The 22920-nt window shown below is 67.8% G+C and carries 23 protein-coding genes and 1 pseudogene; 14 read left to right on the top strand and 10 right to left on the bottom strand.

What is annotated here, in order from left to right; all coding sequences use genetic code 11:
- Position 1: 1 nt before the first annotated feature.
- The 5 genes from ACIGFL_RS19610 to dinG all read right to left on the bottom strand — a co-directional run bounded on the left by ACIGFL_RS19610 (position 2) and on the right by dinG (position 5990).
- The gene (locus ACIGFL_RS19610) at positions 2-937 is read right to left on the bottom strand and encodes a LysR family transcriptional regulator (protein WP_397498267.1); all 936 of its coding nucleotides are present in this window, start codon (positions 935-937) and stop codon (positions 2-4) included.
- Positions 938-1193: 256 nt separating this feature from the next.
- On the bottom strand, positions 1194-1841 hold the full coding sequence (gene pdxH, locus ACIGFL_RS19615; protein WP_021442376.1) for a pyridoxamine 5'-phosphate oxidase: 648 nt from the start codon (positions 1839-1841) through the stop codon (positions 1194-1196).
- A gap of 34 nt (positions 1842-1875) precedes the next feature.
- On the bottom strand, positions 1876-2529 hold the full coding sequence (locus tag ACIGFL_RS19620; RefSeq protein WP_122108685.1) for an OmpA family protein: 654 nt from the start codon (positions 2527-2529) through the stop codon (positions 1876-1878).
- A gap of 72 nt (positions 2530-2601) precedes the next feature.
- Positions 2602-3747 carry a serine hydrolase domain-containing protein gene (locus ACIGFL_RS19625; protein ID WP_397498268.1) on the bottom strand — a complete coding sequence of 382 codons (1146 nt, stop codon included), beginning with the start codon at positions 3745-3747 and terminating at the stop codon, positions 2602-2604.
- Positions 3748-3845: 98 nt separating this feature from the next.
- Positions 3846-5990, bottom strand: coding sequence for an ATP-dependent DNA helicase DinG (gene dinG / locus ACIGFL_RS19630; protein WP_397498269.1), 2145 nt, complete (start codon positions 5988-5990; stop codon positions 3846-3848).
- Positions 5991-6113: 123 nt separating this feature from the next.
- Here dinG and ACIGFL_RS19635 point away from each other — a divergent pair, with 123 nt between their 5' ends.
- A complete protein-coding gene (locus ACIGFL_RS19635; RefSeq protein WP_397498270.1) occupies positions 6114-6578 on the top strand; it encodes a CopD family protein in 465 nt (154 codons plus the stop codon).
- A 128-nt stretch (positions 6579-6706) separates the two neighbouring features.
- On the opposite strand, the gene ACIGFL_RS19640 is transcribed toward ACIGFL_RS19635, so the two are convergent.
- From ACIGFL_RS19640 to ACIGFL_RS19655, 4 genes and pseudogenes are all read right to left on the bottom strand, one after another.
- On the bottom strand, positions 6707-7468 hold the full coding sequence (locus tag ACIGFL_RS19640; RefSeq protein ID WP_397498271.1) for a collagen-like protein: 762 nt from the start codon (positions 7466-7468) through the stop codon (positions 6707-6709).
- Complete coding sequence (locus tag ACIGFL_RS19645; RefSeq protein WP_122108690.1) at positions 7461-7766, bottom strand: DUF1145 domain-containing protein; 306 nt, start codon at positions 7764-7766, stop codon at positions 7461-7463. Before ACIGFL_RS19645 ends, ACIGFL_RS19640 begins: the two co-directional genes overlap by 8 nt.
- 117 nt (positions 7767-7883) lie before the next feature.
- Positions 7884-8615 carry an OmpA family protein gene (locus ACIGFL_RS19650; protein ID WP_397498272.1) on the bottom strand — a complete coding sequence of 244 codons (732 nt, stop codon included), beginning with the start codon at positions 8613-8615 and terminating at the stop codon, positions 7884-7886.
- A 135-nt stretch (positions 8616-8750) separates the two neighbouring features.
- A pseudogene (locus ACIGFL_RS19655) lies at positions 8751-9104 on the bottom strand (OmpA family protein); the annotation flags it as partial.
- A gap of 437 nt (positions 9105-9541) precedes the next feature.
- Here ACIGFL_RS19655 and ACIGFL_RS19660 point away from each other — a divergent pair.
- The 3 genes from ACIGFL_RS19660 to ACIGFL_RS19670 all read left to right on the top strand — a co-directional run bounded on the left by ACIGFL_RS19660 (position 9542) and on the right by ACIGFL_RS19670 (position 11734).
- Positions 9542-10039, top strand: a complete 498-nt coding sequence (locus ACIGFL_RS19660; RefSeq protein WP_397498273.1) for a DUF6231 family protein — start codon at positions 9542-9544, stop codon at positions 10037-10039.
- Between the two features lie 4 nt (positions 10040-10043).
- Positions 10044-10523: a YchJ family protein gene (locus tag ACIGFL_RS19665; protein WP_021444979.1), complete on the top strand. Its 480-nt coding sequence runs from the start codon at positions 10044-10046 to the stop codon at positions 10521-10523.
- Positions 10524-10618: 95 nt separating this feature from the next.
- Complete coding sequence (locus ACIGFL_RS19670; protein ID WP_397498274.1) at positions 10619-11734, top strand: hypothetical protein; 1116 nt, start codon at positions 10619-10621, stop codon at positions 11732-11734.
- Positions 11735-11765: 31 nt separating this feature from the next.
- On the opposite strand, the gene ACIGFL_RS19675 is transcribed toward ACIGFL_RS19670, so the two are convergent.
- A complete protein-coding gene (locus ACIGFL_RS19675; protein ID WP_397498275.1) occupies positions 11766-12314 on the bottom strand; it encodes a hypothetical protein in 549 nt (182 codons plus the stop codon).
- A gap of 197 nt (positions 12315-12511) precedes the next feature.
- On the opposite strand from ACIGFL_RS19675, the gene ACIGFL_RS19680 reads away from it, so the two are divergent.
- The 10 genes from ACIGFL_RS19680 (at position 12512) to ACIGFL_RS19725 (ending at position 22883) form a co-directional block, all read left to right on the top strand.
- A complete protein-coding gene (locus ACIGFL_RS19680) occupies positions 12512-13009 on the top strand; it encodes an LEA type 2 family protein (RefSeq protein ID WP_397498276.1) in 498 nt (165 codons plus the stop codon).
- 5 nt (positions 13010-13014) lie between these two features.
- Positions 13015-13212 carry an SEC-C metal-binding domain-containing protein gene (locus tag ACIGFL_RS19685; protein WP_021444498.1) on the top strand — a complete coding sequence of 66 codons (198 nt, stop codon included), beginning with the start codon at positions 13015-13017 and terminating at the stop codon, positions 13210-13212.
- Between the two features lie 7 nt (positions 13213-13219).
- Positions 13220-13684, top strand: coding sequence for a DUF2489 domain-containing protein (locus tag ACIGFL_RS19690; protein ID WP_021444499.1), 465 nt, complete (start codon positions 13220-13222; stop codon positions 13682-13684).
- 122 nt (positions 13685-13806) lie between these two features.
- Complete coding sequence (locus ACIGFL_RS19695; protein ID WP_397498277.1) at positions 13807-16320, top strand: penicillin acylase family protein; 2514 nt, start codon at positions 13807-13809, stop codon at positions 16318-16320.
- Positions 16321-16740: 420 nt separating this feature from the next.
- Complete coding sequence (gene nadE / locus ACIGFL_RS19700; RefSeq protein WP_397498278.1) at positions 16741-17568, top strand: ammonia-dependent NAD(+) synthetase; 828 nt, start codon at positions 16741-16743, stop codon at positions 17566-17568.
- Positions 17569-17674: 106 nt separating this feature from the next.
- Positions 17675-18778 carry an AI-2E family transporter gene (locus tag ACIGFL_RS19705; RefSeq protein ID WP_122108700.1) on the top strand — a complete coding sequence of 368 codons (1104 nt, stop codon included), beginning with the start codon at positions 17675-17677 and terminating at the stop codon, positions 18776-18778.
- On the top strand, positions 18768-20288 hold the full coding sequence (locus ACIGFL_RS19710; RefSeq protein ID WP_397498279.1) for an efflux transporter outer membrane subunit: 1521 nt from the start codon (positions 18768-18770) through the stop codon (positions 20286-20288). Before ACIGFL_RS19705 ends, ACIGFL_RS19710 begins: the two co-directional genes overlap by 11 nt.
- Complete coding sequence (locus tag ACIGFL_RS19715) at positions 20285-21412, top strand: HlyD family secretion protein (RefSeq protein WP_397498280.1); 1128 nt, start codon at positions 20285-20287, stop codon at positions 21410-21412. The genes ACIGFL_RS19710 and ACIGFL_RS19715 overlap by 4 nt, the downstream gene beginning before the upstream one ends.
- On the top strand, positions 21412-22446 hold the full coding sequence (locus ACIGFL_RS19720) for a DUF2955 domain-containing protein (RefSeq protein WP_397498281.1): 1035 nt from the start codon (positions 21412-21414) through the stop codon (positions 22444-22446). The genes ACIGFL_RS19715 and ACIGFL_RS19720 overlap by 1 nt, the downstream gene beginning before the upstream one ends.
- On the top strand, positions 22437-22883 hold the full coding sequence (locus ACIGFL_RS19725; RefSeq protein ID WP_397498282.1) for a potassium channel family protein: 447 nt from the start codon (positions 22437-22439) through the stop codon (positions 22881-22883). Before ACIGFL_RS19720 ends, ACIGFL_RS19725 begins: the two co-directional genes overlap by 10 nt.
- The last annotated feature ends 37 nt before the right edge of the window (positions 22884-22920 follow it).

Genomic DNA, 22920 nt, shown 5'->3' on the forward strand with positions numbered 1-22920 from the left:
GTCAGAGAGAAGCGGACTTCCAGGGCGGCCCTTGGGCAAACTCACCCTCGACCCATTCCTTGAATGCCAATGTGCTGGCCGCCGCAAAGCGTGCCGAGGGGCGTAACAGATAGATGCCCCCCTGTTCGTCCAGACTCCAGCCGGGCAACACCTGTACCAGTCGTCCCGCTGCAATTTCACGTGCCATCAACCACTCGCCACCGGCGACGATTCCAGCACCTTGCAGCGCCGCTGCCAGAAGCGATTCGCCGTCATTACTTGTCAGGTTGCCGTTGACCAGCACTCTTTCCCCACGACCATTGCGCGACAGACACCACTCAGGGAATGACGCAAAACCGCTGAAGCGAAGGCAGTTGTGTTCAACCAAGTCCTTGGGCTGAGCTGGCTCGCCGTAACGGGCAAGATAGTCGGGAGACGCGCAGAGAATCCGGCGGTGTTCGCTGAGCTTTTTGGCAATCAGTCTGTTGTCGTTCAGCTCGCCTATGCGTACTGCTGCATCAAAGCCTTCGGCGATGATGTCGACGTAGCGGTCGCTGTAATCGATTACTACGGTGATATGCGGATGGCGCTGTAAAAACTGGGGTAACAAGGGTGCCAGCCACATTCGCCCCATGGCCGAAGGCAAGGCCACACGCAATTGCCCACGGGCCTCTGCTGCCCCCAGCGAAGCCTCCTGTTGTGCCTCGGTAATGGCATCCAGGGCGCCTCTCAGTCGCTGGGTCAACTGAGCACCAGCCGGAGTGAGTCGCACCTGGCGCGTGGAGCGTTCTATAAGCCGTACCCCCAAACGCATTTCCATCGCAGCCACCCGCTTGGACACTATGGAAGGGTGTCTTTGCAAAGCTCGCCCAGCGGCCACGAAGGAACCGTTTTCGGCAACTGCGAGCAGGGCTGCGATTTCATCGCTATGGCGGGTTTCCAAGGGCTCAGGACTCATGGCGCACAACGGAGTTGAGGATGGTGAGCCAAGTATGTGGGTGCATTAGAATCTGAGCAATCTGGTACTCATGCACTTCATTGATGCATTGTATGCACCAATGAAGTAGTAGTTGACTGTCCGTTATTGGCCGAAAGCAGCCATCCTCAAAACAACCTCAAAGCATCCCGCCCCAAGGCGAGCGGGTTGCTGTTCAGAAGGCGCTTTAGAAACCAGCAAGCCATTGCCCGGCGCGCTCGCCATACCGGCCTGCCTATCAGGGCGCCAGGCGCTCGCGCAGCCAACCCTCGCCCTGCAGGCGGTAGTTGAGGCGGTCGTGCAGGCGGCTCGGGCGGCCCTGCCAGAATTCGATGCGCTCGGGTAGCAGGCGGTAGCCGCCCCAGTACGGCGGGCAGTGCGGCGCCTGGTCATGAAAGCGCCGCTCGGTCTCGGCCAGCAGCCCTTCGAGCTCGTCGCGCCCGGCGATCACCCGGCTCTGCGGCGAGGCCCAGGCGCCAATGCGGCTGCCCAGCGGACGGACCTGGTAGTAGGCGTCGGACTCGCCGGGGGTGACCCGTTCCACCCGCCCTTCAATGCGCACCTGGCGCTCCAGGCTGGGCCAGAAGAAGGTCATCGCGGCGAACGGACGCGCCGCCAGCTGGCGCCCCTTGGCGCTGTCGTAGTTGCTGAAGAAGGTGAAGCCGCGCTCGTCGAGGCCCTTGAGCAGCAGCACCCGGCAGTGCGGGCGGCCCTCCTCGTCCACCGTGGCCAGAGTCATGGCATTGGGTTCGACCGGCAGTTGCTCGGTCTTCACCGCCTCGGCGAACCATTGGTGGAACAGGGCGAAGGGTTCCAGCGGGGCCTGGGCTTCGCTCAGGCCGTCGCGGGTGTAGTCGCGGCGCATATCGGCCAGCGTCTGGGTCATGGCAGTTCCTCACGATGGGGAAATGCCGCCAAGCTTACTCCGACTTGCTGCTTTTTCCTTGATCTACGGCAGCCACCTTGGGTCCGGCGGCGGGGTCTGCCTTGGCCGGCCGGCTGTACTTGGCGATCAGCCCATGCATGGTGTCGCGCGAGGTCAAGAGGATTTCCACGCGGCGGTTGAGGGCACGGCCGGCGGCGCTGTCGTTGGCCGCACGCGGCGCATCGGAACCGAGGCCCAGCACCTGCAGGCGGTTCTGCTTGAGGCCGCTCAGGCGGAAGATCGAGGTCACGGCGCGCGCACGCTGGTCGCTCAGCTCGCGGTTGCGGCTGGCATCGCCGCTGCTGTCGGCATGCCCGAGCACCACCACCGCGACGTCTTCGTCGGCTTCCAGCAGCTTGGCCACGCGGGTGATCGGGCCGAGGCTCACTGGCAGCAGCATGTGCGGGCGGTCCGGGTTGAACGAGCCCTGCACCGGGGCGGTGACCACCAGCAGGTTCTCGCGCCGTTCGAACTCGAAGTGGCTACCCTTGACCGCCTCGCGCAGGCGCGGTTCGTACTCGTCGAGCCAGGCGCGGGTCACCTGCGGCGGCGGCATGACCGCCGCTTTGGCGACCTCCTTCTTTTCCGAGCCGGCGCAACCGGCGATCAGCAGGCAGCAGGTGAAAGCGAAGATCTTATTGGCGCGCATGAAGCCCCCAGGTTCTAACAGTCAAAGCGGATTTATTCACAACTTATGTTGCCGGGCAGTGTAGACCGGCCGTTACAGGCATTGCGCCAACTCGCGCGCAAGTTTCTGCGCACGTGGGTCCATCAAGACGAACGGTCCCAGATTGTTGGTGACGAAGCCGAATGCCACGTCGCGCTCCGGGTCGGCGAAACCGCTGGAGCCGCCCGCGCCGGGATGGCCGAAGGCGTAGGGCCCCATGCCGTAGGTGGCGTTGGCCAGTTGGGCCTGGTCGAGCATGCAGCCGAGGCCGAAGCGGGTACTGGTGAGCAGCGTGCGGTCCTCGCCGACACAGTGCTCACGGGTCATTTCTCCGAGCAGCTCGCCATCGAGCAGGCTGCCGTCGAGCAAGCCGGCGTAGAAGCCGGCCAGGCTGCGCGCGTTGCCGTGGCCATTGGCCGCCGGCTGCTGCATGCGCCGCCACTCGGGCTTGTTGGTGCTGGTCATGATCGACGGCGGGTTGGTGAAGGCGCGCGTGCTCAGCGCCGTCGGCTCGCTCATCATCACCTTGAGCAGGCGCTGCGCCGCGGCATCGCCGAGGTTGCCCTTGCCGCGGGCGATATGGGCGACGCGATCGAATTCGCTGTCAGCCAGGCCGACATGAAAATCCAGCCCCAGCGGGCGGGCGATGCGCGCGGCGATGCTGTCGCCGGGCCCGCGCCCTTCGACGCGGCGGATCAGCTCGCCGATCAGCCAGCCATAGGTAATGGGTGCGTAGCCATGGCCCTCGCCCAGCGGCCACCAGGGTTCTTCGGCGGCCAGCGCGGCGGTCATGGTCGGCCAGTCGTACAGCGCTTCGGCCGGCAGCATCTGATGCAGCGCCGGCAGGCCGGCCTGATGGCAGAGCAGGTGGCGCAGGGTGATGCGCTGTTTGCCGGCGGCGGCGAACTCGGGCCAGTAACGCGCCACCGGCGCGTCCAGCTCCAGCTTGCCCTCGCCGACCAGCTGCAGGGCGACCACGGCGGCGAAGGGTTTGGTGCAGGAGAACAGGTTGGCGATGGTGTCGCTGTGCCAGGCCTGCTGGCCGTCCTTGTCCATCACCCCGGCCCACAGGTCCACCACGGTCTCGCCGCCGATCTGCACGCAGAGCGCGGCGCCGCGCTCCTGCGGGTCGTCGAAGAGCGCGGCGAAGGCCTCCTTCACCGCTTCGAAGCGCAAGTCGAAATAACCCTGAACCTGCACGCCTGACTCCTAGCTCACTGAATTGCCGCGCATTGTTCCAGCCCGCGGGCGCCTTGGGAACCGCTGGCAATCGGCAATCAGCCCGCAGCCCGCGGGCTTCAGTGAATTTCCCGACGAAAGGGCGGCAGCGCATTGAGAATCGCCTTGCCGTAGCGCTGGGTGACCACCCGGCGGTCGAGCAGGGTGATGGTGCCGCGGTCGGCCTCGGTGCGCAGCAGGCGGCCGCAGGCCTGGACCAGACGCAGGGAAGCGTCGGGCACGGCGATTTCCATGAAGGGGTTGCCGCCGCGCGCCTCGACCCACTCGGCCAGCGCCGCCTCCACCGGGTCGTCCGGCACGGCGAAGGGGATCTTGGCGATCACCACGTGCTCGCAATAGGCGCCGGGCAGGTCGACCCCCTCGGCGAAGCTGGCCAGGCCGAACAACACGCTCTCCTCACCGGAATCGACCCGCGCCTTGTGCTTGTTCAGGGTCTCCTGCTTGGACAGGTTGCCCTGGATGAACACCCGCTTGCGCCAGTCGCGGTCGAGGCCGTCGAACACCTCCTGCATCTGCTTGCGCGAGGAAAACAGCACCAGGGTGCCGCGACTACCCGCCACCAGGCCGGGCAACTCGCGGACGATGGCCGCGGTGTGCGCCGCCGCCTCGCGCGGGTCGGCCTTGAGGTCGGGCACCCGCAGCACGCCGGCATCGGCATGGTGGAAGGGGCTCGGCACCACGGCGCTGACCGCCGCCTTGGGCAGGCCGGCGCGCATGCGGTAGCGGTCGAAGGTGCCCAAGGCGGTCAGGGTGGCCGAGGTCACCAGGGCGCCATGGGCGACGTTCCACAGATTGCGCCGCAGGGTCTCGGCGGCGAGGATCGGGCTGGCGTTGACCTCGATGTCGAACAGCGCGCCGCCATCGGCCAGGGTCAGCCAGCGCGCCATCGGCGGGCTTTCCTCGGGGTCTTCGGCGGTGAAGGCCAGCCACAGTTCCCAGTTGCCCTTGGCCCGCGCCAGCAGGCTGCCGAACAGCGGGTACCACTCCTCGGCCTGGTGGCTGGCGATGCCGTTGGCGCCCTCGCCGTCCATGGCCTCCTTGAGCAGTTCGGTGACGCCGGTGAACAGATCGTTGAGCTTGGAAAAGCCCTTTTTCAGCTCCAGGCCCAGCTCGCGCAGGTGCTCGGGGACCACGCCGCCGACGAAGCGGTGACGCGGGCGCTCGCGGCCTTCCATGTCCTCGCCGGCCTTGAAGTCGGCGAGCTGCTCGCAGGCGGCGAACATGAACTGCTGCTGGGTCTTGAGCTCGCGGGCCAGCTCCGGCACCTGTTCGATCAAGCGGCCGAGATCGCCCGGCAGCGGGTTCTGCGCCAGCAGCTTGGTCAGGTTCTTGTCGATCTGGGTCAACCAGTCGGCGGTGGAACGCAGGCGGGTGAAGTGGGCGAAGTGGCCGATGGCCTTGTCCGGCAGGTGGTGGCCCTCGTCGAACACGTAGATGGTCTCGCGCGGGTCGGGCAGCACCGCGCCGCCGCCGAGGGCCAGGTCGGCCAGCACCATGTCGTGGTTGGTGACGATCACGTCGACCTTGCCCATGCCTTCGCGGGCCTTGTAGAAGGCGCACTGCTGGAAGTTCGGGCAATGGCGGTTGGTGCACTGGCTGTGGTCGGTGGTCAGCTGCGACCAGCGGCTGTCCTCCAGCTCCTCGGGCCAGCTGTCGCGGTCGCCGTCCCACTTGTTGCCGGCCAGCTTCTCGATCATCGCGGTGAACAGCTTCTGGCCCTGCTCGTCGACGTCGATGCGAAAGCCTTCCTCCTCGAACAGCTGGGCAGTGGCGCTCTGCGCGGCGCCGTCCTGCAGCAGGTGGTCGAGCTTGGACAGGCACAGGTAGCGGCCACGGCCCTTGGCCAGGGCGAAGCTGAAATTCAAGCCGCTGTTGCGCAACAGGTCCGGCAGGTCCTTGTGCACGATCTGCTCCTGCAGGGCGACCGTGGCGGTGGCGATCACCAGGCGCTTGCCGGCCGCCTTGGCGGTAGGAATGGTGGCCAGGCTGTAGGCCACGGTCTTGCCGGTACCGGTGCCCGCCTCCACCGCGACCACGGCGGGCTCGCCCAGGCGCTTGCCCTCGTCGTCGGTCTTGATCGCGCCGAGCACCTTGGCGATCTCGGCGATCATCAGGCGCTGGCCATAGCGCGGCTTGAGCGACTTGGCCTCGAGAAAGCGGGAATAGGCGCCCTGGATCTGGGACTTGAGTTCGGTGCTGAGCATGGGATCTAGGGCGAAAAAGGCTGGATAAATTTTCAGTGTTTGAGCATCGGCCGCTATCATAGCGCGCTAATCGCTTCGGCGCAGATTCCATCGCGCCGCCCCTGCCTCGACCGGAGACGCCGCATGACGCCTTACGCCCCGCTCTACACCCTGCACCTGTTGGCCGCCCTGATCTGGGTCGGCGGCATGTTCTTCGCCTGGATGATCCTGCGCCCGGCCGCGGTTCAGGTGCTGGAGGCGCCGGCGCGGCTGCGCCTGTGGCTGAGCGTGTTCCAGCGCTTCTTCGTCTGGGTGTGGGCGGCGGTGCTGGTGCTGCCGGTCAGCGGCGTGGGCATGCTGCACCTGGGCTACGGCGGTTTCGATGCGGCGCCGCGCTACGTGCACATCATGATGGGGCTGTACCTGGCCATGCTGGCGCTGTTCCTGCGCATCCAGGCCCTGCAGCTGCCGGAACTGCGCCGCGCGGTGGAAGCCGAGAACTGGCCGGCCGGCGGCGAAGTCCTGGGCAGGATTCGCAAGGTGGTGGGCGGCAACCTGCTGATCGGCCTGCTCCTGGTGAGCATCGCGGCGCTGCGGCCGGGCTTCTGAGGCGAGCCGACGCCACCGACAGGGGATCGCCGGGCCAAGCCCTGCAGGCTGCCTGTTGGGCTTCGCCGGGCTCAGCGCCAACCTACCCATCGGCGCGCATCGCGCACCGGGCGGGCAGAGGCGCGCGGCTAGAAGCGCACCACCTGCAGTTCGCCTTCGCGCCCCGGGCTGCCTTGCCGGCCGGGTAGGCCCGGCTGGCCGTCGGCGGCGCCATCGACGCTGTACAGCAGACAGCCCTTGCTCGCACCGCCGCGCCCGGCCTTGCCGCCTACGCCGGGCACACCGCCGGCGCCGCCATCGAGCAGCACCTGGATGCTCTCCAGCGATGCCGCCTCCGGTACCTCCAGGCGCACCCGACCGCCCGCGGCGCCGGGTTTGCCGTCGCCGCCGTTCTGGCCTTCGTGGCCATGGCTGGCGCGCCCCCAGGTGCAGCCGCCGGCCTGGCCGTTGGCGCCGTCCAGGCCGCGATAGCCCGGCGCCCCGCGACCGCCGCGCACGTCCAGGGTCAACGACTGGATACTGGCCTGCTGCAGGCGCAGGCTCAGCTCGCGTCCCGCCGTGGCCGGCTTGAGCACCCCGCCCGGCGCGCCCTGAGCGCTGATCCAGACGTCCGCGGCGACCGTCGCCTGGAGCACCTCGAGACGCAGCGGCTGCTCGCCGGGGGCGATGCCGATGCGCGCCGCGGGCCCCAGATGCAGTTCGCCGATATGCAGCTCAGTGACGCCGGCCGGAATCAGCAGGGTGCCCTGCTCGGCCACTTCCAGGCGTGCCAGCTGCAGCCGCGCCTCGGTCGCGGGCAGGCGCAACAGGCTGTGGGAAGCGACGCTGAGGTGGTTTTCGGCCCAGGCCGAAGCGCTGGCGAGGCACAGCAGCAGGGCCAGGTTACGCATGGGCCACCTCCTCGCCGCCGAGCAGCGCCGGCTCCTGCTCCGGCATGGCCGATTGCAGGGCAAGCAGGTGGAACACGCCGAACAACAGGATCTGCACGCGATCCTGCCAGGGATTGGTGCGCCCCTTGAGCAGGGCGGCGAACAGCCAGAGTTCCAGGCCATGGATCACCAGCAGCAGCGCCGCCAGTAGATAGAGCAGTTGCTCGAAGGGGCTGCCCAGCCATTTCGCCAGGGCCGCGCCGAATGCCAGCCAGAACAATCCGGCCAGCGCCTTACCCAGCATCGTCAGTGCTTGCATCCCCGCCCTCGCCTGCTCTTTTTCTAGTTGTGCCGCACCTTAACCGCTTGCCCTCCGCATGACCAGAGCCAGAAAAAACACGGGGGCCTTGCGGCCCCCATTGGCAACACCGCACCGCTAGCGCGACACGTGCAGCTCGACGCGCCGGTTCTCGGCACGCCCGGCATCGCTGCCGTTGTCCGCCACCGGCTGACTCTCGCCGCGGCCTTCGGTGCTGACCTTGCCGGCCGGCACACCCTGGGCGATGACGAAATCCGCCACGCTGCGCGCGCGCCGCTCGGACAGGCCCTGGTTGTAGGCATCGCTCCCCACCGAGTCGGTATGCCCGACCACCCGGACGCTGACCAGGTTGGCGCCGGTCAGGCGCGTGGCGACGTCGGCGAGCAAACCGCGCGCCTCGCCGGTCAGCTCGGCCGAATCGAAGGCGAACAGCACGTTGCCCAGATCGCTAAGGACGATGACCTCGGCCTGCGGCGTCTCCATCGGCGGCGCCTCGGCGACGCTGGCCGGGTACTGCGGCAACGGGCAGCCGTTATGGCCGACCGCGGTACCGGCGGGGGTGTCGGGACAGCGGTCGCGGCGGTCGAATACGCCATCGCCGTCCTCGTCGCCGTCCTGCGCATAGCAGACGATGGTACCGAGCAGCGCACCGGCGACCGCGCCGCCGGCTGCCCAGGTGGAACTCTCGATTGCGCCCAGGCCGCCACCGGCCAAGGCACCAATCGCACTGCACAGGGGCCAGTTCCCCTGGTTGAGCGGCGCGTCTCCCGTACTGGAAGTCGTGGCACAACCGGAAAGAACACTGCTGACCAAGAGAAGGGGGATAAACCTGGGAAGGTTCGCTCTCATGGTGGGGTTCTCCTGTGTTACCGGCCTTATGCCGGTATCACTGGAGTAAAGACGGCCGCCCCCCGCTGCACAAGAAAGCCCGCACTGCCCAGGCAACCCTGGACAGCGCGGGCTCGGTTGCCACGCGGGGCCGGCTCAGGGCTGAGCTTCGACCTCGGCTTCCACCCGGCGGTTGATGGCGCGCCCCTCGCTGGTGGCGTTGTCGGCCACCGGGCGGCTTTCGCCATAGCCCACGGCCTGCACGCGACCGGACTCGACCCCGTACTGGTTGACCAGCACGTCACGCACCGCACCGGCACGGCGCTCGGACAGCCCCTGGTTGTAGGCATCGCTCCCCACCGAGTCGGTGTGTCCTTCGACCACGGTGCTGGTCTGCGGGTATTGCTTCATGAAATCGGCCAGGGCTTTGATATCGCCATAGCTCTCTTCCTTGACCTGAGCCTTGTCGAAGTCGAACTTGACGTCCAGCTCGACCCGCACCGCCTCGGCCGGTTCGGCCACCACGACCTCCTCGACCACCACTTCCTCGACCACGGCAACCTGCTCCTCGGCGCCATGCACCCAGCAGTAGGCCGCGGCCATACCGGCACCGAGCACGGCGCCGCCGCCGGCCCAGGTGGAACTTTCGATGGCCCCCAGCGCCGCGCCGCCAACACCGCCCACCGCCGCACAGGTGGGCCAGTCGGACTTCTGCAGGCCGGCACAGCCGGTCAACAGGGTACTGGCCAGAATCAGGGGTACAGCTTTCCTTGTGATGCTCATACTTTAGGTCTCCAATGTTCATCGGCCCATAACCGACTCAAGAGTAGTAAAGACAGGAGTTATGCAATCCGCCAGCTATAGAAGGCATAGCGCATAATTTCTCCTCGCTCTAGGCCGATTGCCGGCGCCACGTTAGTCTTTGCCGCCCTGTTCGAGGATGTTCGATGACTGCCAACCACTCTTCCCGTACCCCGCAGCAGGCCCTGGCCGCCCTGCTCGCCCGCTATACCCCGGAGAAACTGCTGTTGGTCGGGGCCAGCGAACTGCCCGCGCTGAGCGCCTTCCACGGCGCTCACCCGCAGTGCCGGGTGGCCACGGCGCCGGCCGCCGCCCTGCCGGCCGAGCTGGCCGCCCAGCGCTTCGACCTGGCGCTGCTGGTCGACTGCCTGGAACACCTGAGCAAGCGCGACGGCCTGCAACTGCTCGGCGGCATCCGCAACCTCAACGCCAGCCGCGTCGCCGTGCTGGTCGACCTGCAGGCCGCAGACTGGCGGGAAACCGATTTCTTCGCCCTGGCCATGCAGGCCAGCGAGCAGTTCCAGCGCGAAGGCCAGACTCTGCACCTGTTCACCTACGACCTGCTCGACTACAAGCAGGTGCCTGACTGGCTGAACGCCAAGTTCTGGGCCAACCCGGAAAACTTCGGCAAGTACTGGTGGTAACGCCATGAATCCACTCGACCCCGTTTGCCCCTGCGGTAGCGGCAACCCCCTCGGCCACTGCTGCGGCCCCTACCATGCCGGCACCGCCGCGCCCAGCGCCGAACTGCTGATGCGCTCGCGCTACAGCGCCTACGTGCTGGGCCTGGTGGACTACCTGGTCGCCACCACCCTGCCGGCCCAGCAGAGCGCGCTGGATCGCGCCGCCATGGCCGCCTGGAGCGCGCAGAGCACCTGGCTCGGCCTGGAGGTGGAGAGCAGCGAGCTGTTCGGCGGCCAGCCCGAGCATGCGCAGGTCTGCTTCGTCGCCCGCTGGCACGATGCGCAGGGCGAGCACAGCCACCGCGAACGCTCGGCCTTCGTCCAGGTCGGCGGGCGCTGGTATTTCCTCGACCCGAGCGTGCCGCTGAAAGCCGGACGCAACGATCCCTGCCCCTGCCGCAGCGGACAGAAGTTCAAGAAATGCTGCGCCGGCTACCTGGGTTGAACGCACGTACCTGACGCCTGCGGCCTTTTCTGCTTGAGTTGTGGGCGCCCGCGCCGGCACACCGCCGGGCGCGGACGCTCAACAAGGAGAAGGGCATGCACAAGCAAAGTGGTGTGGCGATCATCCTGGCCAGTCTGCTGTTCGGCTGCGCCAGCCAACTGTCCGGACAGCAGGGGGAGCGCCTCGATCTGGGCGACAGCGCGCGCGTCAGCCGCCTGTTCGCCTATCCCAACAACTGCAGCGTGATCTGCTACCGCGACTGGACGCTGGAGCAGACGGTGCAGCACTACCTCGAACAGAGCCTGGCGCGCGACGGTTACGCCGACGCCCGGGTGACCATCCAGCGCCAGGGCGAGCGCCTCTACGCCGACTTCGCCGGCACGCCCAAGGGCTACGGGCAACCGCTCAAGCAACTGCTCGACGCCGGCGACCTGGCCTACGATGGCGCCAACCAGCTCAACCGCGACGGCAAATGGCAGTACGACTGGTACTTCTTCCTGCCCCTGGGCATGGCCCTGGACAACCGCAAGAGCGTCGAGCTGCTGCATTTCCCCCCGGACTATTCGCTGACCCAGGCGCAGGACTACCTGCGCTCCAGCACCACCGATCGCTGGGCCGCGCTGCTGGTCAGCAACGGCGTGCCGGCGACGCAGACCCCGGCCTACCAAACCATCGTCGATATCGCCCCGATCGCCGCGCCGGCCAACGCCGGCAGCGCCCTGCAAGGGGTCTACGGTTATTTCAACGACTACCAGCAGCGCATGGTGCGCGAGCTGAGCGCCGGCAAGGGCGGCGGCAGCCTGCCCATGGTCGCCTTCGGCAGCCCGGTGCGCGACTGGGTCAAGCAGCAGTATGGCGTGCAGCTGGCGGTGCTCGGCCTCGGCCAGATCGAGGCCGCGCCGGGGCAGCAGGTCTCGGTGCTGGGCGCCAACCACCCCAGCTATATCTGGTACGCCGCCGATCCGGCCAACAACCAGGGCAGCCAGGCCAAGGCCGATGCCACCGGCATCCGGGTCATGGGCCAGGATCTCAGCGCCGCCTGCTGGCAAGCCGGCATGGGCCGGCAGCCCGCCGCCGACCCGCAGCAGACGCTCGCCAGCTGCCTGCAGAAATGGCAGGTCAACGACCAGCTGCAGACCTGCGAGCTGTTCTACGTCTCGGTGCGCAAGCTCGAGCCCGCAGAGGCCGAGGCCAAGTGCCAGGCAAGCTGAAACGATCGGGCCCGCAGTGGCGGGCCCGGTGTCATTCCTGCAGTTTCAGGTGCGAGGTATCCGGCGGCGGCGCGGCCGGCGCCGCCTTGGCCTGCCCCATGTCGCTGCCGACCGGCGCCAGGCTGAACTGCGATAGATCGACCTGCGGCGCGGCGGCCTCGGGCTTGGCGTCCTGCAGATCGGCGCCGACCGGGGCGATACCGAAGTCCGGCGCGTCCACCTCGCTGAAGGCGGCCATGTACTCGTCGCGCGGCGCCACCCGCAGGCGGCCGCCAGCGGCGCTCGCCGACGGCGCTGCAGGCGCAGGCTCGGCGGCGGGCGGCGGCGCCAGTTCCACCTCCTCCACCGGCAGATCCATGTCCACCACCTCGACCCGCGCGCCGGCGCGCTCCAGGGTGGCGCGATACTTCTCCGCCCCGGCGGCATCGAGGTTGTTCTTGATCACGATGCGCCGCCCGGAAAACAGCTGGGCGATGCGCTGGGCATCGGCCTGGAACAGCTTGGCCAGATTGGCCTTGACCAGCTCCGGCTGGGCACCCGGTACCAGTTGCCCGGAAAAGGCGATCTCGTAGCGACTCATGGTCACACTCCTGTCCTATTCGGCCCTCAGTATGGCGCAGGTTTTTTGGCGCTAACACCGCAGGCGTCTCATCCACCGCTTTTCCACCGACTTGGACAGGAACCTGCGGCAACCTCGCGGCAAAAAATAATGATGGAGTGCCCAGGTTGCAGCCGAGCGGTTGCTTGTTACACTGGGGGCGTTATCGGGGGTATGACATGCTTTATCAGGCGCAAATGATAAGAATTATCAGCCTATTGATGTTTTTCGGCCTGTGCTCGGGCCTCGCAGGATGCTCCACCTGGATGACGGGTGGTTTCAAGGACCCGGACGTCCAGCTCATCAAAGTTGATGTAATCAAGGCCAGGCTGCTCGAACAGGAGTTCCGCCTGCGCTTTCGGATCGACAACCCCAATGGCTTCAGCCTGCCGGTGCGCGGCCTCGACTACGCCGTACACCTCAACGAGATGAAACTGGCCGAGGGCTATTCCAATGAGTGGTTCACCGTGCCCGCGCATGGCCACCACAGCTTCGAGGTGCCGGTACGTACCAACCTCTGGCGCCACGTGCGGCAGATCGTGAAGATGCTGGAGAAACCCGACCAGCCGATCCGCTATCGCCTGCAGGGCGAAGTGAAAACCGGCATGTTGTTCGGCCGCAGCGTGCACATGTCGCGCAATGGCGAGATAATTCCCGGCGATTTCATCCCGGAGTAACCGCCATGAGCAACCAACCCCACGTCCACGGCCCCGACTGCAACCACGATCACGACCATCATCACGATCATGACCACGTCCACGGCCCGCATTGCAACCACGGCCATCAGGAGCCGGTGCGCAACGCGCTGAAGGACGTCGGCCGCAACGACCCTTGCCCCTGCGGCAGCCAGAAGAAGTTCAAGAAATGCCACGGCGCCTGAAGCCCCGATGAATGCGCCGACCCTCGCCCTGCTGCTCGCCGGTCTGCTGCTGATCGCGGCTCTGGCCGCCTATGCCTGGCATCTCTGGCGCCGCGTCTGGGCGCAGCAACGCAGCCAGGCCGCCGCCCAGCAGGAGCGCCAGCAGCGCCTCGGCGGCGACCTGACGATTCTCGCCGGCAGCCTGCTCGACGAGCAGTTGCCGCTGATCGAAGGCGCCATCCGCATCAAGGTGCTGCTGGACAACTACGACAGCGAACTGAGCCGCGACAGCCGTTGCCAGGTGTTCCACCTGCTGTTCGAGGCCACCGCCGAGGTGCCCACCCATGGCGCCTGGAAGGCGCTGGACAAGCACGAGCGGCGGCGCTTCGAGAAGCGCTTCAACGAGCTCGAGCTGCAGCACAAGGCCGCCGCCCGTACGGCCGCCCGCTGGTTGCTCGACGAAGGGCTGAAGAGCGCTCGGCGAAACGCCTGAACCCCCTCTTGCCAGGCTCTGCGCCCCTCATTACCGTGGCGACTTCATGGCCGATCGGCAGCGATCGGCCCGTCGCGCGCAGCCGCCGCACCCCGACCTATTGCCTGCCAAGGAATTTCGCCATGCGCACGCTGGCCTGCCTGACCCTTGCCGCCTCGCTGACCGGCCTCGCCGGCTGCCAGTCCCTGCTCAACAGTCGCTATGCCGACAGCGTGCCGCCGACGCGCGGCGTGGAACGCATCCAGGGCCTGGCGGAAAGCGCCTCGATCCGCCGCAACGCCCTCGGCATGCCGCTGATCGAGTCGGGCACCTTCCACGATGCGCTGTTCGCCCTGGGCTACGTGCATGCCGGCGACCGCCTCAGCCAGATGGTCGGCATGCGTCTGCTGGCAGAAGGGCGCCTGGCGGAAATGGCCGGCCCCGGCGTGCTGGAGATGGACAGGTTCATGCGCGCGGTGAACCTCAAGCGCAGCGCCGAGGAGCTCTATGCCGGCGCCTCGCCGCGGCTGAAACGCTTCTTCGAGGTCTACGCGCGCGGCGTCAACGCCTACATGTTCCGCTACCGCGAGCGCCTGCCGATGGACCTGGCCGAGTCCGGCTACCGGCCGGCCTACTGGAAGCCGGAGGACTCGGTTCTGCTGTTCTGCCTGCTCAACTTCGGCCTGGCGGTCAATCTGCAGGAGGAGATCGCCGCGCTGGTCATGGCCCAGCAGGTCGGCGCCGACCAGCTGCCCTGGCTGCTGCCGATCTACCCCGACGAGGCGCTGCCGTTCGACGAGGCGCAAAAGCTCGCCGGCCTCGACCTCAAGGGCCAGCTGCCCGGCCTGCAGGCCGTCGGCCAGGCCGCGGCGCAGATCGCCGCGCAGCACATGCTCGGCGTCGCCGCCTCGAACAACTGGGCCATCGCTCCCGAGCGTACGCGCGGCGGCAAGAGCCTGCTGGCCAACGACACCCACCTGCCGCTGGCGATGCCCTCGCTGTGGAATTTCGTGCAGATCCGCTCGCCCAAGTACCAGGCGGCCGGCATCTCGCTGGCCGGCGTGCCGGCCGTGGTCGCCGGCTACAACGGCAAGCTGGCCTGGGGCATGACCATGGTCATGGGCGACAACCAGGACCTGTTCCTCGAACGGGTCAAGCGCGAGGGCGGCCGCCTGCTGTACCTGGCCGACGGCCAGTGGCTGCTGGCCGGCGAGCGCCAGGAGACCTTCTTTATCAAGGGCCAGCGGCCGATCCGCGAGACACTTTACGAGACCCGCAACGGCCCGCTGCTGAACTCGGTGCTGGGCGAGCGCAAACACGCGCTGCAACCAATGCGCCTGGAGAGCGGCTACGGCCTGGCGCTGAAGACCACCCAGTTCGAGCGCGACGCCAGCCTCGACGCCTTCTTCGACCTGTCCCGCGCGCAGTCGGTGGACGCGGCCTTCGAGGCCACCCGCGAAATCCGCGCCATGCCGCTGAACATCGTCTTCGCCGACGCCCAGCACATCGGCTGGCAGGTCACCGGGCGCTACCCGAACCGCCGCGAGGGCCGCGGCCTGCTGCCCTCGCCCGGCTGGGACGCACGCTACGCCTGGGACGGTTTCACCGACCCGATGCTCCACCCCTACGACCAGGACCCGCCGCAGGGCTGGCTGGGCAGCGCCAACCAGCGCAGCGTGCAACCGGGCTACGGCATGCAGCTGTCCAGTTCCTGGTACTACCCCGAGCGCGCCGAACGCATCGCCGAACTGGCCGGCAGCGGTCAGCATGACGGCCGCAGCATGATCGCCATGCAGTACGACCAGACCTCGCCCTTCGTCGCCAAGCTGCAGGCCATGTTCAACGACCCGGGCATGCAGGGCCCGCTGCGCGACGCCATCGCCGCCCTGCCGGCCGCCCAGCGCCCGCGCGCCGAGGAAGCCCTGCAACGCCTGCTGGCCTTCGACGGCAGGTTGGCCGCCAGCTCCGCCGATGCGGCGATCTACGCCGCCTTCCTGCATGAAAGCGCACGGCAGACCTTCCTCGACGAACTCGGCCCGGACAGCAGCCCGGCCTGGCAGGCACTGGTGCAGACCGCCAACACCTCCTACTCGGCGCAAGCCGACCACCTGCTCGGCCGCCCCGACAGCCCGTTCTGGAACGACCTGCGCACCCCGCAGCAGGAAGACAAGCCGGCCATCCTCGCGCGCAGCCTGGCCGCCAGCATCGAGCTGCTGGAAAGCCGCCTGGGCCAGGAGCGCAGCGCCTGGCAATGGGGCAAGCTGCACAGCTACGCATGGATCACCGAGACCACCCGCCTGGCGCCCTATATGAGCGCCAGCCAGCGCGCCAGCATCAATGCGCTCAAGAGCTACCTGGACCGCGGCCCCTACCCGGCCGGCGGCGACCACAGCACGCTCAACGTCTCGGCCTATGCCTGGGGCCAGGACTTCGACACCTGGCTGATCCCGGCCATGCGCATCGTCGTCGACTTCGCCGCCGCCGAGCCGCTGCGCGGCGTCAACAGCTCCGGCCAGTCGGGCAACCCGGCCAGCCCGCACTATGCCGACGGCATCGAGGCCTGGCTCAAGGGCGGCTATATGAGCTTCCCGTTCCGGGCGGAGAACCTGGACAAGGTCTACGGCAACCAGCGCCTGCTGCTGATGCCGGCCAGGTGACGACCGTTCGTCGGGTGGCGCTGAACCTTTCCGTCGGTGCCTCACTCAGACTATTCGACTTACTCCATAGATCATCGTTTAAGGCGCCTCTGGCGCCTTTTCTTTTGCCTGCGCAAAAGTCGCAGCCAAAAGATGGCCTTTTTACATCATCGAATTGAACTTACCGCCGACGCCGGGTTCGGAACCTGTGCATCGATTGAAAGCTCCTGGCGCCTCTGGCGCCTATTTTTTTATGGCCTGCCATCCCTGGCGCCCCCTACGGGCCTTCGCTACGCGACGTTGAAAATGCCTCCCGGGCATTTTTTGTCCGCTCCTCGCGCCCGTCGCTCTCTAGCCTGCACTTTTCCCCTGGATCGACGTAAGCTCTAGCGCTTTCCGTTTCCCCGCTTTGCAGCGCCGACCCGCATCAAGGAGCCCGAGATGAGCAACCGCCAAGCCGAAATCGCCGCCGCCCTGGAGGTGGTGCCGCCCTTTGCCGACGAAACCGCCCTGGTCGCCGAGATCGAACGGCGCAAGGCCTTTATCAAGCAGTGCCTGCGCAACTCGGGGCTGAAGGTGCTGGTGCTCGGTATCAGCGGCGGCGTCGACTCGCTGACCGCCGGGCGCCTGGCGCAGTTGTCGGTGGAGGAGCTGCGCGCCGAAACCGGCGATTCGGCGTACCGCTTTATCGCCGTGCGCCTGCCGCACAACGCCCAGCACGACGAGCACGACGCCCAGGACTCGCTGAAATTCATCCGCGCCGATGAAGAGGACACCGTCAATATCGCCAGCAGCGTGCTGGGACTGGGCGAGCAGGTCACCCACCTGCAGAAACTGACCGACGCGCGCCGCGACTTCGTGGTCGGCAATATCAAGGCACGCATCCGCATGGTCGCCCAGTTCGCCATCGCCAACGCCAACAACGGCCTGGTGATAGGTACCGACCACGCCGCCGAGGCGGTGATGGGGTTCTTCACCAAGTTCGGCGACGGCGCCTGCGACCTGGCGCCGCTGTCCGGCCTGGTGAAGCATCAGGTACGCGCCATCGCCAAGCACCTGGGCGCACCGCAGCACCTGGTGATGAAGACCCCGACCGCCGACCTGGAAGAACTGCGCCCGGGCAAGCCGGACGAGGAAGCCCATGGCGTCAGCTACGCCGAGATCGACGCCTTCCTGCACGGCGAAAGGGTCAGCGAGGCGGCCTATGCCACCATCGTCCGCACCTTCGATGCCACCCGCCACAAACGCGAGCTGCCGCTGGTGCCCTGAGTGACTGCGCCGCGGGCTGGAATGCCCGCGGCAGGCTACGCTTTTTTGAAGTAACGGCCCGCCCCTAGTCGCGCGGGCTCGAGCCACTTCAGCAGGGGTACGCCGCATGTCGCCGAACGCCACGCCAGAACGGATCTTTAACCGTACCCTGCTCGACACCCTGATCCGCGCTGGCATGATCGCCGCCCTGGTGGTGGCCTGCTTCGAGGTGTTCAGCCCCTTCCTCAGCCTGATGTTCTGGGCGCTGATTCTCGCCGTCACCCTCTATCCGTTGCACAACCTGCTCAAGCCCCGCCTGGGCCGCAGCGACAGCCGTGCCGCCACCTTGATCGTGATCCTGGCGATCGCCGTCCTGCTGATCCCCATCTACCTGCTCGGCACCTCGCTGACCGAGTCGGTGCAGGTGGCAATTGCCACGGTCAAGTCGGGCGCCGTGCATATCCCGCCGCCACCGGATGCGGTCGCCCAGTGGCCACTGATCGGCAAGCAACTGCATGGCTTCTGGGCACAGCTCGCCTCCGACCTGACCGGCGTCCTGCAACGCCTGGCCCCGCATCTCAAAGACATGACCCTGGGCCTGCTCAGCAGGCTTGCCGGGGTGGGAGTCGGCATGCTGGTCTTCATCGCCGCGCTGATGATCGCCGGCATCATCATGGCCTACGGCGAAAACGGTCATCAGAGCGCCCGCCGCATCTCGGCGCGGATATTCGAGCCGGGTCGCAGCGATCAGCTGGTCGAGCTGTGCACAGCCACCATCCGCGCCGTGGCCCAGGGCGTGATCGGCATCGCCTTCATCCAGATGCTGCTGATCGGCGCCGGATTCATCTTCATGGGCGTTCCCGGCGCCGGCCTGCTGGCCCTGGCCGTCTTGCTGCTGGGGATCATGCAGCTGCCGGCCACGCTGATTACCCTGCCGGTGATCGCCTTCGTCTTCTTCAACGAAGGCGCCACCCTGGCCAGCATCGTCTTCGCCATCTACGTGTTCGTCGCCGGCCTCGCCGACAACGTGCTCAAGCCGCTGCTGCTCGGCCGCGGCGTGGACGTGCCGATGCCGGTGGTGCTGGTCGGCGCCCTGGGCGGCATGGTCAGCGGCGGCATCATCGGCCTGTTCATCGGCCCGGTGCTGCTGGCGGTGGGCTACAAACTGTTCTGGCAATGGGTCGACACCCCGCCCGCCAGCAGCGCGGCTGGCCCGCGGGATGGCGATTAAGCAGCGCCGCGCCTGGGCATTGCTGGCCGCAGCCAGCCTGGCTGGCTGCGTGCGCCTGGGGCCGGACTTCCAATCACCGCGGCAGGCCTGGATCGACCACTGGGACAGCCAGGCGCTGAACGCGGCCAGCCAACAGCACCCGCAGCCGGACAACCGGCAATGGTGGACGCAGTTCGACGACCCGCTGCTCGAGCGCCTGATCGCCGAAGCGGACGTCCACAACCCCAACCTGCGCATCGCCGCCCTGCGCATCATCGAGGCCCGCGCCCAGCTCGGCATCGCCCGCAGCGGGCGCTACCCGCAACTGCAGCAGGCCAGCGCCGACGCCTTCTACCTGGACCGCAACCAGTACGGTGGCGACACCGAGCTGGACAGCAGTGCCTGGCAGTACGGCGCCGGCTTCGACATCGGCTGGGAGCTGGACTTCTGGGGTCGCTACAGCCGCGCCATCGAATCCGCCGATGCCAGCTACTTCGCCGCCCGGGCCAACTACGAGGATGCCCTGGTGCTGCTGCGTGCCCAGGTGGCGCAGACCTACTTCGCCCTGCGAACCGCCGAGGCGCGCCTGGGCATCGCGCGCGACAACGCCAGGCTGCAGAAGCGCAGCCTGGAGATCACCGAACGCCTGTTCAACAGCGGCAACAGCGACGAACTCGACCTGCAGCAGGCCAAGACCCAGTACCTGGGCACCCTGAGCAGCGTGCCCGAGCTGGAGGCCCAGGCGGCGCAGACGCGCAACGCCCTCGCCGTGCTGATCGGCCAGCCGCCGGGCAGCCTGCCCGAGCTGAGCGCGCAGACCGGCCTGGTGCCGCTGGTCGACCAGGCCCTGCTCGACGACGTGCCGGCCAACCTGCTGCTGCGCCGCCCCGATGTACGCGCCGCCGAACTCCAGGTGGCCGCCCAGTCCGCCCTGATCGGGGTGGCCGAGAGCGACCTGTACCCCTCGCTCAGCCTGCTCGGCAGCATCGGTTGGTCGGCCAGCAGCCAGGCCGGCAGCCCCGATACGGTGAGCCTCGGCGCCGGCCCCAGCCTGACCTGGAACCTGTTCGACCACGGCCGCCTGCGCAACAACGTGCGCGTGCAGGATGCGCGCCTGCAGCAACTGATCGAGGCCTACCGCGACCGCGTGCGCCAGGCCGCGCGCGAAGCCGACGACGCCGCCACCGGCCTGAGCAAAGCCCTGGAGCGCGAGCGCATCCTGCGCGAGGCCGCGTTCTCGGCCCAGCGCTCGCTGACCCTGGCCAGCGCCCAGTACCGTGAGGGCTACTCCGACTTCCAACGGGTGCTGGACGCCCAGCGCGCCCTGTTCGCCCAACAGGATGGTTATCTGGTGGCGCGCAGCGCCGCACTGAGCAACCTGATCGACCTCTATCGCGCCCTCGGCGGCGGCTGGCACAGCAACCAGCCGTTGCTCGACAGTGCCACCCGCGAGCAGATGCGCCAGCGCACCGACTGGGGCGAGCTGCTCGACGAGCAATCACCACCGTCCGCCCAGGCAGCCACGCCATGATCGACAGCCCGGAAACCACCGACCAGCCAGCCGCCAAACCCGCGGGCAAGGAGCAAGATCCCAGCCGCCGCGGGGTGCAGATCACCCTCGCCGCGATCGGCCTGACCCTGGTCTGGTACCTGCTGGCCGACCGCTTCACCCCCTATACCCAGCAGGCGCGGGTGCAGGCCTACGTGGTCGCGGTGGCACCGGAGGTGGCCGGGCGCATCCAGCGGGTGCTGGTCGGCAACAACCAGACGGTCGAGGCCGGCCAGGTGCTGTTCGAACTCAACCCGCAGCCCTACGAGATCGCCGTGGCCAAGGCCCGCGCGGAGTTGGAAAACATGCGCGGCCAGGTCGGCGCCAGCACCGCCGCCATCGACTCGGCCCTGGCCTCGCAGCGCGCCGCCGAGGCCGGCGAGCTGGAAGCCAGGCAGGATCGCGAGCGTCTGGAACGCCTGTATCGCGAAGACCCCGGGACCATCTCCCTGCGCCGCCTGGAAATCTCCCGGGCCAATTTGCAGCAGGCCATCAGCCAGGTGGCCGCGGCCCGTGCCGAAGTGCAGCGCGCCCGCGAAAGCGAGGGCGGTAGCGGTGCGGACAACGCCCGCCTGCGCAGCGCCGCCGCGGCACTCGAGCAGGCCGAGCTGGATCTGAGCAAGACCCAGGTACGCGCCGCCTCCGCCGGGCTGATCACCGACCTGCGCAGCGAAGTCGGCCAGTATGCGGCGGCCGGCAGCCCGCAGATGACTCTGATCGGCCTCAACGACCTATGGATCAGCGCCGAGATGAGCGAGAACAACCTCGGCCACCTGCAGCCCGGCACGGCGGTTGCCATCGTCCTCGACGCCCGCCCCGGGCATGTCTATCGCGGCCGTGTGCGCAGCATCGGTTACGGCATCAGCGTCGGCCAGAGCACCCCGCCCGGCAGCCTGCCGACGGTGGAGAACAGCCGCGACTGGCTGCGCGCGGCACAACGCTTCCCGGTGATCATCGAGTTCGCCGAGGGCGAACTGGGCGACTACCAGGGCCTGCGCGTCGGCGGCCAGGCCGAGGTGATGGCCTTCCCCAGCGAAGGCAACCCGCTGAACCTGCTCGGCCGCGCCTTTCTGCGCGTGATGAGCTGGCTGTCGTTCGCCTACTGATGGCCGGCCCGACCGATCCGCGCCCGCAGCGCGCCCTGCGCCTGGCCTGCGGGGTGGCCTGTGGCACCGTGCTGGGCTTCGGCCTGGGCCTGCCGCTGCCGTTTCTCACGCCGGTGCTGGTGCTGCTCCTGCTGGCGATGAGCAACCAGCCGCTGACCCTCAGGGCCGGCCTGAGCCTGGCCCTGGTGGCCGCCCTGACCTGCGGCAGCGGCCTGCTGCTGAGCCCGCTGCTGCGTCACTCGCCGTTCAGCGGCGTGCTGCTGGTGGCACTCGGCCTGTTCTTCAGCTTTCGTTTCGCCCTGCGCGGCGGCAATGGCCTGCTGTCGACCTTGCAGGTCATCGGCCTGACCCTGATTACCGCTGCCGGCACCAGCTCCATGGCGCTCGGCCAGGAAGTGGTGATCGCGCTGATCAAGGCCGTGCTGCTGACCACCCTGTGCGTGGCGATCGGCCACTGGCTGTTTCCCGACCCCGCAGGACTGCCGCCCGCGGCCAAGCCGGCGGCCATGGGTCAGGCGCGTTCCGAGTGGATCGCCCTGCGCGCCATGCTGGTGGTGCTGCCGGCCTGGCTGCTGGCGCTGATCGACCCCGCCAGCTACATACCGCTGGTGATGAAAGCGGCCAGCCTCGGCCAGCAGGTGTGCGGCACCAGCGCCCGCGACGCCGGCCGTGAACTGCTCGGCTCGACCCTGCTCGGCGGCGCGCTGGCCATAGCCTTCTGGGCACTGCTGAGCATCCTGCCGCACCTGTGGCTGTTCTTCCTGCTGATGCTGCTGTTCATCCTGCTGCTGGCGCGGCGCCTCTACCAGTTGGTGGCCAACCGCCTGAGCCCCGGCTTCTGGCTGAACAGCGCGATGACCCTGATCATCCTGCTGGGCCAGTCGGTGCAGGACAGCGCCCTCGGCAAGGATGTCTACAGCGCCTTCGCCATCCGCATGGGCCTGTTCGTCCTCGTCACCCTGTACGCCTGCGCGGCGGTTTACCTGATCGACCGGCGCGTCACCATGCCCTCTGAGGAAAAGCCATGCTCCTGAACCTGCTGATCGGCCTGCCCATGACCATGCTGTGCCTGCTGCTGCAGGCCGTGATGGTCGCCCTCAGCCTGCGTCGTTATATCGACTATCGGCATGGCCTGAGCCGGCCATCGCTCGGCAGCACCATCCTGACCCTGAGCCTGGTGATGCTGTTCATGCTGTTCGGCAACTTCCTGCAGATGAGCATCTGGGCCGGGCTGTACGTCGTGCTCGGCGAATTCGAAACCTTTGCCCAGGCCCTGTACTTCTCCGGCGTGACCTTTTCCACCCTGGGTTACGGCGATCTGGTGCTCTCCCCGCCGCGGCAGCTGCTGAGCGCACTGGAGGCGGCCAACGGCATCCTCATGTTCGGCGTCTCCACGGCCGTGCTGACTGCCGCACTCGGCGACGTGCTCAAGCACTACGCCCAGCAGCGCAAGACCGCACAGGAGCCCTGAGGCACTGCGCCGGCTGGCAAACGGCTAACCGCTCGTC

This window comes from Pseudomonas sp. NPDC077649 (assembly GCF_044542855.1).
In the GTDB taxonomy this organism is placed as follows: domain Bacteria; phylum Pseudomonadota; class Gammaproteobacteria; order Pseudomonadales; family Pseudomonadaceae; genus Aquipseudomonas.

Excerpts from the sequence above, each read along its gene's own strand:
- ACIGFL_RS19705 (WP_122108700.1), top strand. The coding sequence starts at position 17,675 with ATGTCGCCGAACGCCACGCCAGAACGGATCTTTAACCGTACCCTGCTC.
- pdxH (WP_021442376.1), bottom strand. The coding sequence starts at position 1,841 with ATGACCCAGACGCTGGCCGATATGCGCCGCGACTACACCCGCGACGGC.
- ACIGFL_RS19645 (WP_122108690.1), bottom strand. The coding sequence starts at position 7,766 with ATGCAAGCACTGACGATGCTGGGTAAGGCGCTGGCCGGATTGTTCTGG.
- ACIGFL_RS19610 (WP_397498267.1), bottom strand. The coding sequence starts at position 937 with ATGAGTCCTGAGCCCTTGGAAACCCGCCATAGCGATGAAATCGCAGCC.
- ACIGFL_RS19640 (WP_397498271.1), bottom strand. The coding sequence starts at position 7,468 with ATGCGTAACCTGGCCCTGCTGCTGTGCCTCGCCAGCGCTTCGGCCTGG.
- ACIGFL_RS19710 (WP_397498279.1), top strand. The coding sequence starts at position 18,768 with ATGGCGATTAAGCAGCGCCGCGCCTGGGCATTGCTGGCCGCAGCCAGC.
- ACIGFL_RS19690 (WP_021444499.1), top strand. The coding sequence starts at position 13,220 with ATGAATGCGCCGACCCTCGCCCTGCTGCTCGCCGGTCTGCTGCTGATC.
- ACIGFL_RS19675 (WP_397498275.1), bottom strand. The coding sequence starts at position 12,314 with ATGAGTCGCTACGAGATCGCCTTTTCCGGGCAACTGGTACCGGGTGCC.
- dinG (WP_397498269.1), bottom strand. The coding sequence starts at position 5,990 with ATGCTCAGCACCGAACTCAAGTCCCAGATCCAGGGCGCCTATTCCCGC.
- ACIGFL_RS19680 (WP_397498276.1), top strand. The coding sequence starts at position 12,512 with ATGCTTTATCAGGCGCAAATGATAAGAATTATCAGCCTATTGATGTTT.
- ACIGFL_RS19660 (WP_397498273.1), top strand. The coding sequence starts at position 9,542 with ATGACTGCCAACCACTCTTCCCGTACCCCGCAGCAGGCCCTGGCCGCC.
- ACIGFL_RS19665 (WP_021444979.1), top strand. The coding sequence starts at position 10,044 with ATGAATCCACTCGACCCCGTTTGCCCCTGCGGTAGCGGCAACCCCCTC.
- ACIGFL_RS19635 (WP_397498270.1), top strand. The coding sequence starts at position 6,114 with ATGACGCCTTACGCCCCGCTCTACACCCTGCACCTGTTGGCCGCCCTG.
- ACIGFL_RS19720 (WP_397498281.1), top strand. The coding sequence starts at position 21,412 with ATGGCCGGCCCGACCGATCCGCGCCCGCAGCGCGCCCTGCGCCTGGCC.
- nadE (WP_397498278.1), top strand. The coding sequence starts at position 16,741 with ATGAGCAACCGCCAAGCCGAAATCGCCGCCGCCCTGGAGGTGGTGCCG.
- ACIGFL_RS19620 (WP_122108685.1), bottom strand. The coding sequence starts at position 2,529 with ATGCGCGCCAATAAGATCTTCGCTTTCACCTGCTGCCTGCTGATCGCC.
- ACIGFL_RS19715 (WP_397498280.1), top strand. The coding sequence starts at position 20,285 with ATGATCGACAGCCCGGAAACCACCGACCAGCCAGCCGCCAAACCCGCG.
- ACIGFL_RS19725 (WP_397498282.1), top strand. The coding sequence starts at position 22,437 with ATGCTCCTGAACCTGCTGATCGGCCTGCCCATGACCATGCTGTGCCTG.
- ACIGFL_RS19670 (WP_397498274.1), top strand. The coding sequence starts at position 10,619 with ATGCACAAGCAAAGTGGTGTGGCGATCATCCTGGCCAGTCTGCTGTTC.
- ACIGFL_RS19650 (WP_397498272.1), bottom strand. The coding sequence starts at position 8,615 with ATGAGAGCGAACCTTCCCAGGTTTATCCCCCTTCTCTTGGTCAGCAGT.
- ACIGFL_RS19695 (WP_397498277.1), top strand. The coding sequence starts at position 13,807 with ATGCGCACGCTGGCCTGCCTGACCCTTGCCGCCTCGCTGACCGGCCTC.
- ACIGFL_RS19685 (WP_021444498.1), top strand. The coding sequence starts at position 13,015 with ATGAGCAACCAACCCCACGTCCACGGCCCCGACTGCAACCACGATCAC.